Annotated in this window: 18 protein-coding genes; 10 read left to right on the forward strand and 8 right to left on the reverse strand. The window is 42.1% G+C overall.

Annotated features, from left to right (window positions below):
• Positions 1 to 17 precede the first annotated feature (17 nt).
• The 3 genes from FTU38_RS03460 to FTU38_RS03470 all read right to left on the reverse strand — a co-directional run bounded on the left by FTU38_RS03460 (position 18) and on the right by FTU38_RS03470 (position 3,380).
• Positions 18 to 446, reverse strand: coding sequence for a hypothetical protein (locus tag FTU38_RS03460; RefSeq protein WP_180110574.1), 429 nt, complete (start codon positions 444 to 446; stop codon positions 18 to 20).
• Between the two features lie 79 nt (positions 447 to 525).
• Positions 526 to 2,823 (reverse strand): phosphoenolpyruvate--protein phosphotransferase, encoded by a 2,298-nt coding sequence (gene ptsP, locus FTU38_RS03465; protein ID WP_180110575.1) that lies wholly within the window; start codon positions 2,821 to 2,823, stop codon positions 526 to 528.
• A 77-nt stretch (positions 2,824 to 2,900) separates the two neighbouring features.
• On the reverse strand, positions 2,901 to 3,380 hold the full coding sequence (locus FTU38_RS03470; RefSeq protein WP_078189729.1) for an RNA pyrophosphohydrolase: 480 nt from the start codon (positions 3,378 to 3,380) through the stop codon (positions 2,901 to 2,903).
• A gap of 181 nt (positions 3,381 to 3,561) precedes the next feature.
• Between FTU38_RS03470 and FTU38_RS03475 the strand changes: the two genes are divergently transcribed.
• The 3 genes from FTU38_RS03475 (at position 3,562) to FTU38_RS03485 (ending at position 5,122) form a co-directional block, all read left to right on the forward strand.
• On the forward strand, positions 3,562 to 4,218 hold the full coding sequence (locus FTU38_RS03475; protein WP_111884093.1) for an HAD family phosphatase: 657 nt from the start codon (positions 3,562 to 3,564) through the stop codon (positions 4,216 to 4,218).
• A gap of 93 nt (positions 4,219 to 4,311) precedes the next feature.
• Positions 4,312 to 4,785: a DUF2628 domain-containing protein gene (locus FTU38_RS03480; protein ID WP_180109037.1), complete on the forward strand. Its 474-nt coding sequence runs from the start codon at positions 4,312 to 4,314 to the stop codon at positions 4,783 to 4,785.
• Between the two features lie 94 nt (positions 4,786 to 4,879).
• On the forward strand, positions 4,880 to 5,122 hold the full coding sequence (locus tag FTU38_RS03485) for a DUF2789 family protein (protein ID WP_078189726.1): 243 nt from the start codon (positions 4,880 to 4,882) through the stop codon (positions 5,120 to 5,122).
• A gap of 617 nt (positions 5,123 to 5,739) precedes the next feature.
• Here FTU38_RS03485 and FTU38_RS03490 read toward each other — a convergent pair.
• Positions 5,740 to 6,603 carry a LysR family transcriptional regulator gene (locus FTU38_RS03490; RefSeq protein ID WP_078189725.1) on the reverse strand — a complete coding sequence of 288 codons (864 nt, stop codon included), beginning with the start codon at positions 6,601 to 6,603 and terminating at the stop codon, positions 5,740 to 5,742.
• A 466-nt stretch (positions 6,604 to 7,069) separates the two neighbouring features.
• Between FTU38_RS03490 and FTU38_RS03495 the strand changes: the two genes are divergently transcribed.
• Complete coding sequence (locus FTU38_RS03495; RefSeq protein ID WP_180034965.1) at positions 7,070 to 7,279, forward strand: hypothetical protein; 210 nt, start codon at positions 7,070 to 7,072, stop codon at positions 7,277 to 7,279.
• Between the two features lie 129 nt (positions 7,280 to 7,408).
• On the opposite strand, the gene FTU38_RS03500 is transcribed toward FTU38_RS03495, so the two are convergent.
• On the reverse strand, positions 7,409 to 7,645 hold the full coding sequence (locus FTU38_RS03500) for a DUF2061 domain-containing protein (RefSeq protein ID WP_111884090.1): 237 nt from the start codon (positions 7,643 to 7,645) through the stop codon (positions 7,409 to 7,411).
• Here FTU38_RS03500 and FTU38_RS03505 point away from each other — a divergent pair.
• The 5 genes from FTU38_RS03505 to leuB all read left to right on the forward strand — a co-directional run bounded on the left by FTU38_RS03505 (position 7,644) and on the right by leuB (position 11,990).
• Positions 7,644 to 7,844 carry a hypothetical protein gene (locus FTU38_RS03505; protein WP_180034964.1) on the forward strand — a complete coding sequence of 67 codons (201 nt, stop codon included), beginning with the start codon at positions 7,644 to 7,646 and terminating at the stop codon, positions 7,842 to 7,844. The two genes, FTU38_RS03500 and FTU38_RS03505, sit on opposite strands and share 2 nt — an antisense overlap.
• 157 nt (positions 7,845 to 8,001) lie before the next feature.
• Entirely contained in the window at positions 8,002 to 9,450 is a 1,449-nt protein-coding gene (gene leuC / locus FTU38_RS03510) for a 3-isopropylmalate dehydratase large subunit (RefSeq protein ID WP_168377915.1), read from the forward strand.
• Between the two features lie 99 nt (positions 9,451 to 9,549).
• Entirely contained in the window at positions 9,550 to 10,200 is a 651-nt protein-coding gene (leuD, locus tag FTU38_RS03515) for a 3-isopropylmalate dehydratase small subunit (RefSeq protein ID WP_180110576.1), read from the forward strand.
• Positions 10,201 to 10,305: 105 nt separating this feature from the next.
• Positions 10,306 to 10,869, forward strand: a complete 564-nt coding sequence (locus tag FTU38_RS03520; protein WP_180110577.1) for a hypothetical protein — start codon at positions 10,306 to 10,308, stop codon at positions 10,867 to 10,869.
• 41 nt (positions 10,870 to 10,910) lie between these two features.
• On the forward strand, positions 10,911 to 11,990 hold the full coding sequence (gene leuB / locus FTU38_RS03525; protein ID WP_078189719.1) for a 3-isopropylmalate dehydrogenase: 1,080 nt from the start codon (positions 10,911 to 10,913) through the stop codon (positions 11,988 to 11,990).
• Positions 11,991 to 12,064: 74 nt separating this feature from the next.
• Here leuB and FTU38_RS03530 read toward each other — a convergent pair whose 3' ends face one another.
• The 3 genes from FTU38_RS03530 to infA form a co-directional block, all read right to left on the reverse strand.
• Entirely contained in the window at positions 12,065 to 12,511 is a 447-nt protein-coding gene (locus FTU38_RS03530; RefSeq protein ID WP_257225667.1) for a hypothetical protein, read from the reverse strand.
• Positions 12,512 to 12,625: 114 nt separating this feature from the next.
• Complete coding sequence (locus tag FTU38_RS16795) at positions 12,626 to 12,850, reverse strand: hypothetical protein (protein WP_257225668.1); 225 nt, start codon at positions 12,848 to 12,850, stop codon at positions 12,626 to 12,628.
• Between the two features lie 304 nt (positions 12,851 to 13,154).
• On the reverse strand, positions 13,155 to 13,376 hold the full coding sequence (gene infA / locus FTU38_RS03540; protein WP_001284370.1) for a translation initiation factor IF-1: 222 nt from the start codon (positions 13,374 to 13,376) through the stop codon (positions 13,155 to 13,157).
• 231 nt (positions 13,377 to 13,607) lie between these two features.
• Here infA and FTU38_RS03545 point away from each other — a divergent pair, with 231 nt between their 5' ends.
• Complete coding sequence (locus FTU38_RS03545) at positions 13,608 to 14,615, forward strand: AraC family transcriptional regulator (protein WP_078189717.1); 1,008 nt, start codon at positions 13,608 to 13,610, stop codon at positions 14,613 to 14,615.
• Positions 14,616 to 14,680: the final 65 nt, after the last annotated feature.

Consider the following 14,680-nt stretch of genomic DNA (forward strand, 5'->3'; position numbering starts at 1 on the left):
GAACCTTAAAACACCGCTTATTTTGAAAATAAGTCTTCAAACATTTTGTTGAATGCGGATTTTTGTTGCGGTCTAGACGCTGTACTTTGATGTTTTGAGGCGTCATTGGTTTGCTGGAGTACGTGTTCCACTTGACTGGTCAATTGCTCAAACCATGTTGAGTCAGTGTGATGCGTCTGGTTTAGCTGTTTGGCGCGCTGTGCAGCCAGTACCGATGGATCATTTTTACCTAAGCGGCGCTGCTGTGACGCAGTAATTTCTATACCAAGTATGGGGGGAATACGAGAGCGGCTGACAGGGGCTTGGGATTTTGTTGGCTTAGTTGGTCGTGTATTGACTTGTTGTGTTTGGGACGGTCGAGGTCGAGTTGAGGATGCTTTTTCAATCGGTGTGTCGTGTTGCAGCTCTAACATTTTTTGTTTGAGTTGCGGATGGATCTTTGTCATATAAAAGGCAATGGCGACAAAAGCCAGAAAAAATAAAAAATCCATCATCACCTCATTTTATTATTTTACATGAGTGGTCTTAAGCACTCACGATTCGGGTTGCCGATTTCACCATATCACCAAGACCATGAGTCTTGAAGTAATACTCCATCATGCTTTTCACCATCAGTGGATTATTCATGCTCAATGCACGATCCAAGAGCTCTTTTGCATCGGGCATCGGCACATGGCAGATGGCTTTACGGACTTTGAGAATGTTACTCGAACTCATCGATAGGGTGTTAAAGCCCATTGCCATCAGTAAAATGGCTGTGAGTGGATCACCGGCCATTTCCCCACAAATACTAATCGGCTTGTCGTATTTATGACATTCTTGCACCAAGCGAGTCAGCGCACGAAGTACGGCTGGGTGTGAGTGTGAATAGACATTGGCAACCCGTGGGTTATTTCGGTCTACCGCCAATAGATACTGGGTCAAGTCATTTGAACCGACCGAGAAGAAGTCAACCAATTCTGCAAACTCATCGATCTGTAACAGCACACTCGGTACTTCGACCATGATGCCGATTTTTGGCTTGGTAATCTTCACCTGTTCTTCTTCTTGCACCGCTTGCCAGTCACGATCAAGCAAATACAACGCTTCTTCGACTTCGCTGACACTGGTCACCATCGGCAGCAAAATATGCAAGTTGTTCAGGCCAATACTGGCTTTGAGCATGGCACGAATTTGGGCTGAAAAAATCTCAGGATGATCGAGAGTAAAGCGAATTCCACGCCAACCCAGTGCTGAGTTTTCTTCTTCAATCGAGAAATAAGGCAGGTCTTTATCTGCACCAATATCGAGGGTACGCATCACCACTGGTTTATTGGCAAAATGACTCAGCTGTTGACGGTAAATCGCCCGTTGTTCTTCTTCACCGGGAAAGCGATCACGCAGCATAAACGGAATTTCAGAACGATATAGACCGACACCTTTGGCGCCACGTTGTACACCGCGAACCACATCGATCATCAAGCCTGTATTTACAAACAATCGAACTGCAACACCATCAGGAGTGATGGCATCTTTGGTTTCGTATTGCTTCAGATCTTTGGCAATTTGCTCTTCTTCTTTTTGAATCTCTTTATAGCGTGTGCGTAAACGACGAGGTGGATTGATGAATACACGACCTTGATGTGCATCGACAATCATTTCGACATCATCGAGGGTGTTAATTGGTAGTTCAGTCACGCCGACTACGGTTGGAATGCCGAGGGCACGCGCCACAATCACCATGTGTGAGTTCATGGCACCTTCAGTGGTCACAATCGCTGCTATTTTATCGACAGGGAGTTCAACCAAAGCAGCCGTAGAAATTTCCTCACCAATTAAAATACTTTCATCGGTGATTTCACGGTGACTGGCATCCGCTTCTTGCAAAAAGGCCAAGATACGACGCCCCAGATCTTTTAAGTCTGAAACACGTTCACGGAGATAGTCATCTTCCATCTGTGCAAACAGTGCAATGTGTTTATCAATGACAATGCGTACCGAACCTTGTGCCCAGTTACCGTCACGAATTTCACTTTTGATTTCCGCGGGAAGGGCATTGGCATCGAGCATCCGTAAAAACACGCTAAATAATACGCGTTCTTCGGCCATAAGGGCATCTTGCATCTTTTCATCGAGGGACAGAATTTCTTGACGAACTGCGTCTATGGCATTGTCGAGTAATTCGAGTTCTTCACTGATGTCATCGGCTTCACGATCGGGGACTGAAGCCAAATCAGCAGGTGGATATAAGATGACTGCACGACCTAGCGCAATACCGCCTGAACCTGAAATGCCTTGGAAGGTTTTATAGGCAGGGAGGTTGTTTGGTTTACGAAAGACTTCGATATTCCCGACGGCATGTGCATGGGCAATCACCCCTGAAAGTTGAGCGCATAGGGTCACGAGGAAGGATTCGGCAGCTTCGCTAAAGTCTTGAGGCTCTTTGTTTTGAACCACCAAGACGCCCATAACTTTACGGCGATACATTACCGGAACACCGAGGAAGGAATTGTAAATTTCTTCCCCCGTTTCTGGCAGATACATAAAGCGTTCATGTTTGGGTGCATTGTCTAAGTTGACGATTTCTTCACGCTGTCCAACTAAGCCGACCAAACCCTCACTGGTATGCAAAGAGACATGCCCAACGGCTTCAGGGTTTAAACCCTTAGAAGCCATCAGTAAATAACGATGATTTCGTTCATCAAGCAAGTAGATTGAGCAGACATCCACATGCATGGCTTCGGCCACTTGATTGACCATAATGTCTAAAGATTCATGCAAACTGGCCGACGCATTAATCTCTTGGACTATGCGTCTTAAGGTATCCAGTTGCATGTTCGACATCGTGTCTGCTCCAAAAATTATTCTGCTTTATTTATAACAACACTCATCCTAAAAATCTGCATCCATTCTGCAAATTTTTACGGTTTTTGCGGAAGCTGATTGCACAGCTCCACCATGGCTTTACGATATACATCGCGTTTAAAATTCACCACTTGTCCCAATGGGTACCAATAGCTGACCCACTGCCATTGATCAAACTCAGGTGGATCTGACAAATCCAGCTGAATATGCTGTGCTGAAGCTGTCAGTTTTAATAAAAACCACTTTTGTTTTTGACCAATACAAACGGGGTCTGAATCCGTACGTATATACCGATGTGGCAAACGATAGCGCAACCACCCTTGGGTTTGTGCTATCACCTGGACGTGTTCGGGCAGTAAGCCAACTTCTTCTCTCAGCTCACGGTAAAGTGCCTGTTCGGGGGTTTCTCCATGTTGGATACCTCCTTGTGGAAATTGCCAGGCATTGTGACCAATGCGCTTTGCCCATAAAACTTGTCCAATGTCGTTTGCCAAAATGATCCCGACGTTGGGTCGGAAACCTTCTGAATCGATCATTTGGCTACCTAAATATTGTGTAATTTATGACTTTGCTCGCGGGGACGTTTATTTCTGTGTCCATCTCGAAAAAGCAAAGTGTAAAAATGTTAAAATTGTTATGATCTTAACGAATTTCTATCGACTAGCGGAGATAGATTTACAATTTTTTTCTTAAATTTCAGCTTTTACGAGTATTTTCATGAAATTGGCACTGTTTGACCTTGATCACACCTTATTAAATACCGACTCAGACCATTCTTGGGGGGAGTTTTTGGTCAATGAAGGCTTGGTTGATCCAATTCGTCATCGTGCCATGAATGACAAATTTTATGATGATTATAAAAAAGGCCAGCTTGACCCGATTGCTTATAACGAATTTGTATTTGAGTTTTTAACCCAACATGACAATGCCTACTTAACTGAGTTACATCAGTTGTTTATGAAAAAAGTTATTCGTGCGCAAATGCGTCCTGAGGGCTTTGCTGCCATTCAGCGCCATCAAGATGCAGGACATCAATTGGTCGGGATCACCGCAACGTCTGATTTTATTACCGCACCGATTTTTCGTGAATTTGGTATTACTGAAATCATTGCGACCAATGCCGAAGTTGTGGATGGTAAATATACGGGTAAAGTGATTAATACTCCGTGCTACCAAAAGGGCAAATTAGTCCGTTTGAATCAATGGTTAGAAGGTCGTGATGTGACAGAGTCCTGGGCGTATTCAGATTCGATTAATGACCGCTTCCTATTGGAATATGCCGATCATGCCTTTGCAATTAACCCAGATGACCGTTTAGAAGTCCTTGCAAAAGAACAAGGTTGGGACATTCAAGACTGGTCAATTCAAGCCTAAAAATAGATATGATAAAAAAGCATCATTAGATGCTTTTTTATTTGACGTCCTTTTGATTAAACTTCAGCTCACTAATTTGAACTATCGCTCTATATGCAGACAGAAGCTTCTTTTAAACATTTAATTCAAATCTTTATAGGGCCACGTGCTCAATCTTATTTAAAGTTCATCGAACAACAAGGTGGGCAGAACAGTGGCCTGAGTTGGGCGGGGTTAATTTTTGGGCCCTATTGGTTACTCTATCGGAAGATGTATCGCTATTTCTTCTTATTCTTTGCGGTTGGTTTTTTGATTAGCATGTTGGCACTCATCATCGGTGTGCCTGAACAAGTCTTGATGGGGCTGTCATTGATTCCTAACCTCATACTCGCTGGGATCGGAAAGCGGCTTTATAGCGATTTTGCTGTGCAAAAGACCAAAGCCTATATGCAGCAGCCGAAATATAGTGAACAGGTGTTTGCTGAAGAAGGAGGAGTGAACTGGGGGCTGCCTTTATTGTTGGTATTTATTCAATCTGTCGTGATGATTATGCTCAGTTTGCCTTTTATTCAATTTTCACCGCTATAGAATTCTGTAATTGAGTGCGTGTTCGTTCCGTGTTATATCCTTAAAACAGAAATTTTGTATCCATAAACAATAAGTTTTAACACGGAGAATGACAATGAGTGTACGTCCACGCATGACTCATCTATTTGAACAACTGGGTTTAGATTCGAGTGAAGACGCGATTGCTTTATTTATCGTGACGCATCAACTCAGTGCCCAAACTAAAATTACCGAAGCAGATTATTGGACAGATGCTCAGCGCCAGTTCTTGGCCGAAAAAATTAAGTCAGATGGTGAGTGGGCGATTATTGTCGATCAATTGAATGAATCATTACATGAAGATTCATTGACGAAGTAAAACTGACGGGTTTTCCTTTGTTTTTTAATGGGATCGGCTGAAATAGGTGATCCCATTTTTACTGAAAAACTGATGTTACGTACGTAAAAGTTATTTGTGTTTTTAAAATGATTTTTAAGTCTATTCAACGAAGTCTTACATCTAGGAATTGAATAAATTGATTGGCCTTCGGCTGGAGGTACTTTTGTTTCGGCAAAAGTACCCAAAACCATTGTCATCCGCAAAACTCGTTCACTACCGTCTAATTATTCAAAGTATCGCAAAAACATTTTTGATGAGAAGTAGTCCTATCTCAAACACTTGCGGATGACCTTGCCGCGTATCGTTCTTATATTTGAATCAAATTGCACTTCTGATGTTACTGTATAACATCAGTGAAAAGAGGTTGAACTTTCACAATAAGTAAGAGCATCTATTGCTGACCTAGAGCCAAGCTACAAATATTGATGGCAGATTTGAAGGTCACTGCATTGTCTATGATGACTATTCAACAAGGACTGTTCAACACTTGGCTAATCAAATCATTCGCTTTTTCTAGATGCTTAAACAGATGAATATAAAAAGCCACCATAGCGGTGGCTTTTTTAACGATTAAATATTGTAGGCAAAAAAATGAATTAGATGTGTTTCATCAATTCAACCAGCTTTTGTGCAGCAAGTGACTGAGTACGGCCTGGGTGCCATACCATGCCCAATTGACGATTCATGTTTGAAGGTAAATTCAGTTGTTTTAAATCTTGGTTCAATAAGGTTTTAGGAAGGACTGACCAACCGAGACCAATGGAAACCAACATACGAATCGACTCAAGTGAGTTATTGCTCATGGTAACTTTGGGCTTGAGTCCATACTTTTCAAACTCAGCTAAGGTAATTTGACTGGTATAGGTTTGCGCCGCAGGCAATAGACTTGGGTATTGGATCAAATCCTCTAAGGTTAAATGTTCAACTTGCGCCAAAGGATGGAAAGGCGCAACCACGAATACCAGTGGATCATTCCATGTCGTAATATATTTTAAACGGCTGTCACCTTGTGGCGGTAAAGTTAAAAATGCCAATTCTAAGTCGCCAGCCAAAACTTGCTCATGGGCCTGTTCAGAATCAACAAAGTGTACATCTAATGTTACTTCCGGAAACTGTTGTACATATTGACGCAAATGCGCTGGTAAATGGTGTAAGCCGATATGATGGCTGGTACCAATTTTAAGTTTACCTTGAACCTGACCTTGCTCATGGCTGAGCGTATGGTGAATATCGCCCAACTCATTCAGCCAGCTTTTTACTTTTGGCAAGAGAGAGTTTGCTGCATGCGTCGCCTGAACACCACGACCCGCGGATTCAAAAAGTTTGACACCGAAGTATTCTTCTAAACTGTGAATACGCTTGGTTACAGCAGGTTGCGTGATGAAGAGCTGATCTGCTGCCAAAGAGATCGAACCAGTTTCCATAACTTTTACAAAGGCTTCAAAGGCTGCGAGATTCATCTTCATTCCTATAAAGAATTTTTATGCTTAGTCTCATTGTTATAATATTTTAAGAATAAATCAAAGGGAAAGTTGTATCTTTTGATTTAAAACTAGGCGTTCAAGCCATACTACGCATTAAATCTGAGGGGATTTTCCGAGTTCTATAGCGTTATTCGAGTGCTTGATTGTTGCATGATTCGAGATGGAGCTGTGACGTTTTCAGCTCAAATGCGTTGTTACAAAGTTGTTTTTTAAACCGAAACCAGAGTTATGCATAATATAAAAAATACAGGGCTGAAAAGTATTTCAACCGTTTGAATTAAAGAGGAGCGATGACGTTTCTTTTAACTCAGCATTGAACTAAAACAAAAATGAACTCAAGTTTTGATGGCTTGGGGAACATACTTTTCAGTGAATAATTAAAGTAACAGGTACAGTCAGGGCGGCATCGATTAGCGATAGCGTACCTCACAGGGAGAAGGCGATGGATATTAAGCACATTAAAAATTTATTGGATATTTTTGAAGGGACAGTCGAAAAGCGCTGTGCAATATATGAAATCGCAGATGACGAAGACGACGAAAACCGTGCAGCAGCGGAGTGTAATGCGGCAAAAAACAAACTGATTCTTGCGATAGAACAATTGGTTGAGGCGCATGATCAGCTGGTCTTACAGCAAAAAACCAAGCTTTGATGATCTGTCTACAATTGAATCTATAGGATGAAATGAATAGAAAGTTAAAGTGGATGGAGTAAAAGAACGTTTAAAGGTCATAAAAAAAACCACCGTGATGGTGGTTTTTTTACAAGGAGCAGGGTTGGATTAAGCGGGGATATTTTCCTCTACAGCTTTATCTTTCTTTTCCCAGACTTTTTCGTGGAAGAAAAAGGCAACCGCTTGAACAGTTGGTTCAAGTAAACTTAAGGTAATGGCCATTGCAATACTGCCTGTCACGTAATAACCAACCAACATCGCAACCGTGATATGCATGATGTAATAGCTCAAGGTTTTTTTGAACATGCGCTGATTATTTTCGACGAACTTGTTAATGTGTGCCATGAAAATGCTCCTTGTTAAATTGATAAATCTTGGCAATGAGTTAATAATAATGATTCTTATTTGCAATGTAAAAGAGAATATTCAATTTATGATCATTGAATTTTTAAATTACTGTTTAAAAATGGCAGAAAGTGAACAAAAAGTCGGAGAAAATTCTAAAGTTTCATCTGCTGAAAGTATTGAAGTGAGCGTGTTTTAAACGCATTAATGGTCTTTAAAATGCAACGGAAATCAGCAGTTAAATATCATTCCTATAAGTTTTTAAACTAATAAAAATGATAAATTAGATTTATGTGAATACGTGGTTATAATCGATTTAACGAAAGAATTTACCCAGTCCAGTGGAGCAAATCGACATGGCAGGCGAAACCCAAAAAGCGGAAACCCAAACAAAAAAAACCTTGTATGACAAATTGTGGGATGACCATCTAGTAAAACAACGAGATGATGGCTCTTCATTATTGTATATCGACCGTCATTTATTGCATGAAGTGACTTCTCCACAAGCCTTTGAAGGGCTACAGCTTGCAGGTCGTAAACCATGGCGTTTAAGTGCTAACGTGGCAACGCCAGACCATAACGTACCTACTTCTACTAAGGAGCGTGCTGAAGGTATTGCGGGTATTGAAGATGATACCTCACGTATCCAAGTGCAAACCTTAGATGACAACTGTAAAACGTTTAATGTTGCCCAGTTTGACATCAACGATGTGCGTCAAGGGATCGCGCATGTGGTTGGGCCTGAACAAGGTTTAACGTTGCCGGGTATGACCGTAGTGTGTGGTGACTCACATACTGCAACGCATGGTGCATTTGGTTGCTTGGCTCATGGTATCGGCACATCGGAAGTTGAACACGTATTGGCGACTCAATGCTTAGTTCAAAAGAAAATGAAGAACATGTTGGTGCGTGTTGACGGTCAATTGGGTCAGGGCGTAACTCCTAAAGACGTGGTTTTAGCGATTATCGGTAAAATCGGTACGGCAGGTGGTACAGGTCACGCGATTGAGTTTGGTGGTCAAGTATTCCGTGATATGTCGATCGAAGGTCGTATGACGGTATGTAACATGGCGATCGAAGGTGGCGCGCGCGTGGGTATGGTGGCTGTCGATGACAAAACCATTGCCTATGTGAAAGACCGTCCGTATGCACCGAAGGGCGAACAGTGGGACGCTGCTGTAGAGTATTGGAATACTTTAGTGTCTGATGAAGGTGCGCATTTTGATACTGTTGTGGTATTGCAAGGTGAAGAAATTGAGCCACAAGTGTCTTGGGGAACTTCTCCTGAGATGGTGATTCCTGTATCTCAAGCAGTGCCAACTTTAGAACAAGCCAAAGATGACGTACAGCGTAATGACTGGACACGTGCATACAACTACATGGGCTTAGAAGCGGGTCAGGCATTGGCTGATATTCAATTAGACCGTGTATTTATTGGTTCATGTACCAACTCACGCATCGAAGATATTCGTGCAGCGGCTGAAGTGGTCAAAGGTAAAAAAGTGGCGGCATCGATTAAGCAAGCCATGGTGGTACCGGGTTCAGGTTTAGTCAAAGCACAAGCAGAAGCAGAAGGCTTAGATAAAATCTTAATTGAAGCAGGCTTTGAATGGCGTGAGCCGGGTTGCTCAATGTGTTTGGCAATGAATGCCGACAAATTGCAACCGGGTGAGCATTGTGCATCGACGTCTAACCGTAACTTTGAAGGTCGTCAAGGTAATGGCGGTCGTACGCATTTGGTGAGCCCAGCGATGGCTGCTGCAGCAGCAATTGCAGGTCATTTTGTTGATGTACGTACGTTCTAGTTTAAGCCCTCATCCCGACCTTCTCCCATAGGGAGAAGGAGTTCCCTCTCATTTTAGGAGAGGGTTAGGGAGAGGTCACGGATTCAGTGAGATATAAACATGAAAAAATATACCGTTGAACAAGGTATCGTTGCACCTTTAGACCGTGCCAATGTCGATACTGATTTAATCATTCCAAAACAGTTCTTGAAATCAATCAAACGCACTGGTTTTGGTGACAATTTATTTGATGAACTTCGTTATTTGGATGAAGGTTATTTGGGGCAAGATATTTCAAAACGTCCGATTAACCCCGATTTCGCTTTAAACCAACTGCGTTATCAAGGTGCGACAGTTTTAATTTCTCGCGCAAACTTTGGTTGTGGTTCAAGCCGTGAACATGCGCCATGGGCTTTGGAAGAGTATGGTTTCCGTACTGTCATTGCACCAAGCTATGCAGATATTTTCTTTAACAACAGTTTTAAAAATGGCATGTTGCCCGTGATCTTGTCTGAAGAGATTGTTGATCAATTATTTAAAGAATGTCTTGCGACTGAAGGCTATCAATTAACCATTGATCTAGAAGCACAAGAAGTTCGTACCCCGACGGGCGAAGCATTCAAATTTGAAGTTGATCCATTTCGCAAACACTGTTTATTAAATGGTTTGGATGATATTGGTCTAACTTTGCAAGCTGCAGATGATATTCGAGCTTATGAAGAAAAAACCAAGCAATCACGACCTTGGGTTTTTGCTGAGATTAAAGCCTAAGTATGGACCAAGAACTTCGCTGTAGTATCTATGTCCAACTCTTGTTAATATCAGACATAACAAAATTTATACGTTAGTCAGAATTGAACAGGTTGGGTTCGAATAATGCGAAAGTTCTTCGGTCAGCTGATTGTTACAGGCGTGGTGCTAGCATCACTGGGTGCATGTCAAACCATTGACACAGCACGCATTAAAAATGTGAAAGAAACTGAAAGTACAAAAAATAATGCTCTGATTTACTGTGCAGGTACAGCGCATTGTGAATTTGAGCGTTTTGATCAAATACAAGTGGTTGATCCAAATAATCAACATGTACAACGTGCTGCGATTAAAGCAGGCATTGTACGGTTGAATGGTCGTTCATTGTCTGAGCCTAATCCTTTGTATTTGTCTGTACCTTCAGGTCAGCATGAAGTCGTGATTCGCTATTATCCAATTTCTCAGGAAAAAGCAGAGCGCTTGCATGTCATTCACAACTTTAGGTCCAAACACGAGTACACCTTTAAAATGTACCGAGAGCGTTCAAAAAACACAGGCAGTTTACTGGATAAATCTGCGCCTGATCCGCTCTGTGTAGACTTAAAGCAAGGTGCAAAAACGATTCGACGTTTCTGCCGACCCTACAATGTCCTCACAGGACTTGGTGAGTTTGTAGAAAAGAAACTTTAAATCTGACTGGTAATCAAGCCAGCGTATAAATGGAAAGACTCATGTCAAAACATATTTTGATTTTACCAGGTGATGGTATTGGTCCTGAAATCGTGAAAGCGGCTGAACAAGTGCTGACACGTGTAAACGAGAAATTCAACTTAGGTTTGACTTGGGAACAAGGTCTTTTAGGTGGTGCAGCGATCGACGCGCACGGTTCACCTTATCCAGATGTAACAGCAGCACAAGCGAAGACTGCTGATGCGATTTTATTGGGTGCAGTGGGTGGTCCTAAGTGGGATACCATTGAGCGTTCAATTCGTCCAGAACGTGGCCTATTAAAAATTCGTTCAGAATTAAATTTATTTGCCAATTTACGTCCAGCAATTCTTTATCCGCAGCTTGCAGATGCGTCGAGCTTAAAACCTGAAATCGTAGCAGGTTTGGATATCTTGATCGTACGTGAGTTAACTGGCGGTATCTATTTCGGTCAACCACGTGGTATTCGTGAACTCGAAAACGGTGAAAAACAAGGTTTCAATACTGACGTATATGCAGAATCTGAAATCAAGCGTATTGCCAAAGTTGCTTTTGAAATGGCGAACTTACGTGGTGGTAAAGTGTGTTCAGTGGATAAAGCCAACGTGCTAGAAGTGACTGAGCTTTGGAAACAAACCGTAACTGCGTTAAAAGAAGAGCAGTATCCTGAAATTAACTTGTCTCATATGTACGTTGACAATGCTGCCATGCAATTGGTCCGTGCGCCAAAACAGTTTGATGTAATCGTGACAGGTAACTTGTTCGGCGATATCTTGTCTGATGAAGCGGCGATGTTAACCGGTTCTATCGGCATGCTGCCATCGGCTTCTTTAGATGAAAATGGTAAAGGTATGTATGAACCTTGCCACGGTTCAGCACCAGACATCGCAGGTCAAAACATTGCGAACCCATTAGCAACAATTCTGTCTGTTGCTATGATGCTACGTTATACCTTCCGTGAAGAAGCGGCGGCAAAAGCAATTGAAGATGCTGTAGGTAATGTCTTAGATCAAGGCTTACGTACAGGTGACATCATGTCAGAAGGCAGTACTCAAGTCGGTACAGTTGAAATGGGTCAAGCTGTAGTTTCTGCATTGAACTAATGGCGAATCAAAAAACGCAGCGTTTATGCTGCGTTTTTTTGTGCCTAGAAATTATCAATCTTAGAATTGATGCGCTAACAGGTGCGACCAGTTAATCGGACATCAGTTGCAATATTATGCTTTATGCGAAATTGAATAAGGCAGTTTAACTCAACCTCATAGCGTGTATTTCCACTGGGAATCGGCACAGCAGCGCCGCTGCCCATGCCCATCGCAGGATTTTCCGCCATCGGTAAAGGAATACTAATCGGGCGTGCGACACGATAAAGGAGGTAGTCCGAACTGACCTCCACGGGAGAAGTCCTTTGATAGCCCAGTTTGCTGAGGTCGAGTTCTGCTTGAATCGTTTGGCTCGATTGACCAATAAATGAGGCTAAATAGCGTTCACGTTCAACGGATGAGAGAGTTGAAGTCGTGGTACAGCCAGCCAATAACACAATGCTTAGAACGCAACCCATGCTCAATGTGGGGTGAATAAAATGGTGATCTTCGTAAACCTGATGTTCCAAAATAAATTTCATGGATCAGCTCCTCACGAAATAAATTCAGTTTAGTCAGATCGGTCTGTATAACACTGTAGTCATTTGATACACGGTCATCTGAGCAAGATTAGCCTTTAGTATTCTCATGCAGGATCAACAAGCTCTGCCAACATAGTCAATGGATTCAACTATTTGATTGCGTAATTTGAACTCGATTTTACATTCCATATCGACAGTGACACCACCTTTAGACGGCGTTGGGATAGGGGCGCCCATGGCTATACTGGTGCCGATATTTGGTGTACCAATCGGGATTGGCATCGAGCGTAAAATGGTATAGCTAAGTTTTTCATTGCTTTGTACTAGTGCTCCCATCACTTTGTAGCCCAATTGACTTAAGTTGAGCTCTTTACGAACTTGATCAGCTGGCTGTCCAATATCGTGTTGTAGGGATTGATTGAGTTGCTTTTGGCCTGTCGTGGCACAAGCAACTCAAAAGACAGCACTGAGTAATACTAGATGTTTCATATGATTTTATATCCTTATATTTTAAATTTTTTAATCGAATTTTTATGTTTTTAGACTGTAAAGGAAAGCAAATTTGCAGTCAATTTTTATCATTGCATTGAAATAGATACAAAAAAAAGCCACTGATAAAGTGGCTTTTTCGCTTCGCTAAAACTTAGCGCGCACGGTAAGTGATACGACCCTTAGTCAAATCATAAGGTGTCATTTCTACTTTAACACTGTCGCCAGTCAAAATACGGATATAGTGTTTACGCATTTTGCCAGAGATGTGAGCAATCACTTCATGACCGTTTTCTAAACGTACACGGAACATAGTATTAGGAAGCGTCTCGGTGACAACGCCTTCGAACTCGATGAGTTCCTCTTTATTGGCCATAGCCTACCTGAATGAATAAATTAGCAAGGCGCAAATTATAGTCAATTTTTTTTCAGAATACAAGCCGTAAAAGGCTTTGAACTGATCGACTGTCAGTAAAATAAGCGAACAATTCAGTTAAATATTTTCAACAAAAAATGTGCAGTAACTGTTGTCAGTTTGGTCAATCGCAGTTAATCTAAAATCAATCTTTTTAGGTATAAATGAAGTACATACAAGGAAGGTTCTGGAGTGGGTCAGCTAACTGATGCATCTGTTGTGTTGCGTTTAGGGTATCAAGCGATTCGTCGTGCCGGATTGCCAACAGAAGAAATTTTAACAAAAGCGGGTGTGGCATTAAATCAGGTTGAAACCAATGACCGTACCCCATTGAATGCACAATTTGCATTCTGGGTGGCTGCAGAAGAAGTCAGTAAGGATCCTGACATTGGTTTGCATCTGGGAGAGCATTTGCCTTTATATCGAGGGCAGGTGATTGAACACTTATTTATTTCATCTGAGAATTTTGGTGAAGGTTTAAAGCGGGCTTTGGCGTATCAACGCCTCATTAGCGATGCCTTTCATGCGCAATTGGTCATTGAAGATGACCGCTGCTATTTGACCAATGGTCATCAGCCTTGGGCAGAAAATATCGTGAATCGTCATTTTTCTGAATGCGCGATGTCCGGTGTTTTGCGTTTCTTTAAGTTTATTACTGAAGGGCGTTTTCAGCCGATTTATATCGACTTTAACTTTAGTCAGGGCGCGCCAGATGATGAGTATTTCCGTGTTTATGAATGCCCTGTGAGCTTAGGGCAAAAAGAAACCCGATTGTATTTTGATCCGGCTATTTTAGAGTATCAATTGTGGCAGGCAGAACCTGAGTTATTACAATTGCATGAGCAGTTAGCGATTGAAAAACTTCAGGAGTTGGCGCGTTATGATTTGGTTGGTGAAGTTCGCCGTGCTATTGGTTCAACGCTTGAAAGTGGTGAAACCACACTCGAAACGGTCGCTGCACAGCTCAACATTACCCCACGTCGTTTACGGACTCAGTTGTCAGAAGCCAATACCAGTTTTCAGCAAATTTTGTCAGACTATCGCTGTCGTTTGGCTAAAAAATTATTGGCCAATACCAATGAAAGTGTGGAGCGCATTGTTTACTTAACGGGTTTTTCTGAGCCAAGTACGTTCTATCGCGCATTTAAACGCTGGACCAATGAAACGCCTGTGGAATACCGTAAGCGGAAGCAGCGTTAAGGTTGATCTTCGATAAAATCCTTCCCTAAACAGAATCCCCCCTTTGAAAGGGGTACTTTCATTTT

Origin of the sequence: Acinetobacter sp. YH12098 (assembly GCF_013419235.1) — a bacterium.
Lineage (GTDB): Bacteria > Pseudomonadota > Gammaproteobacteria > Pseudomonadales > Moraxellaceae > Acinetobacter > Acinetobacter amyesii.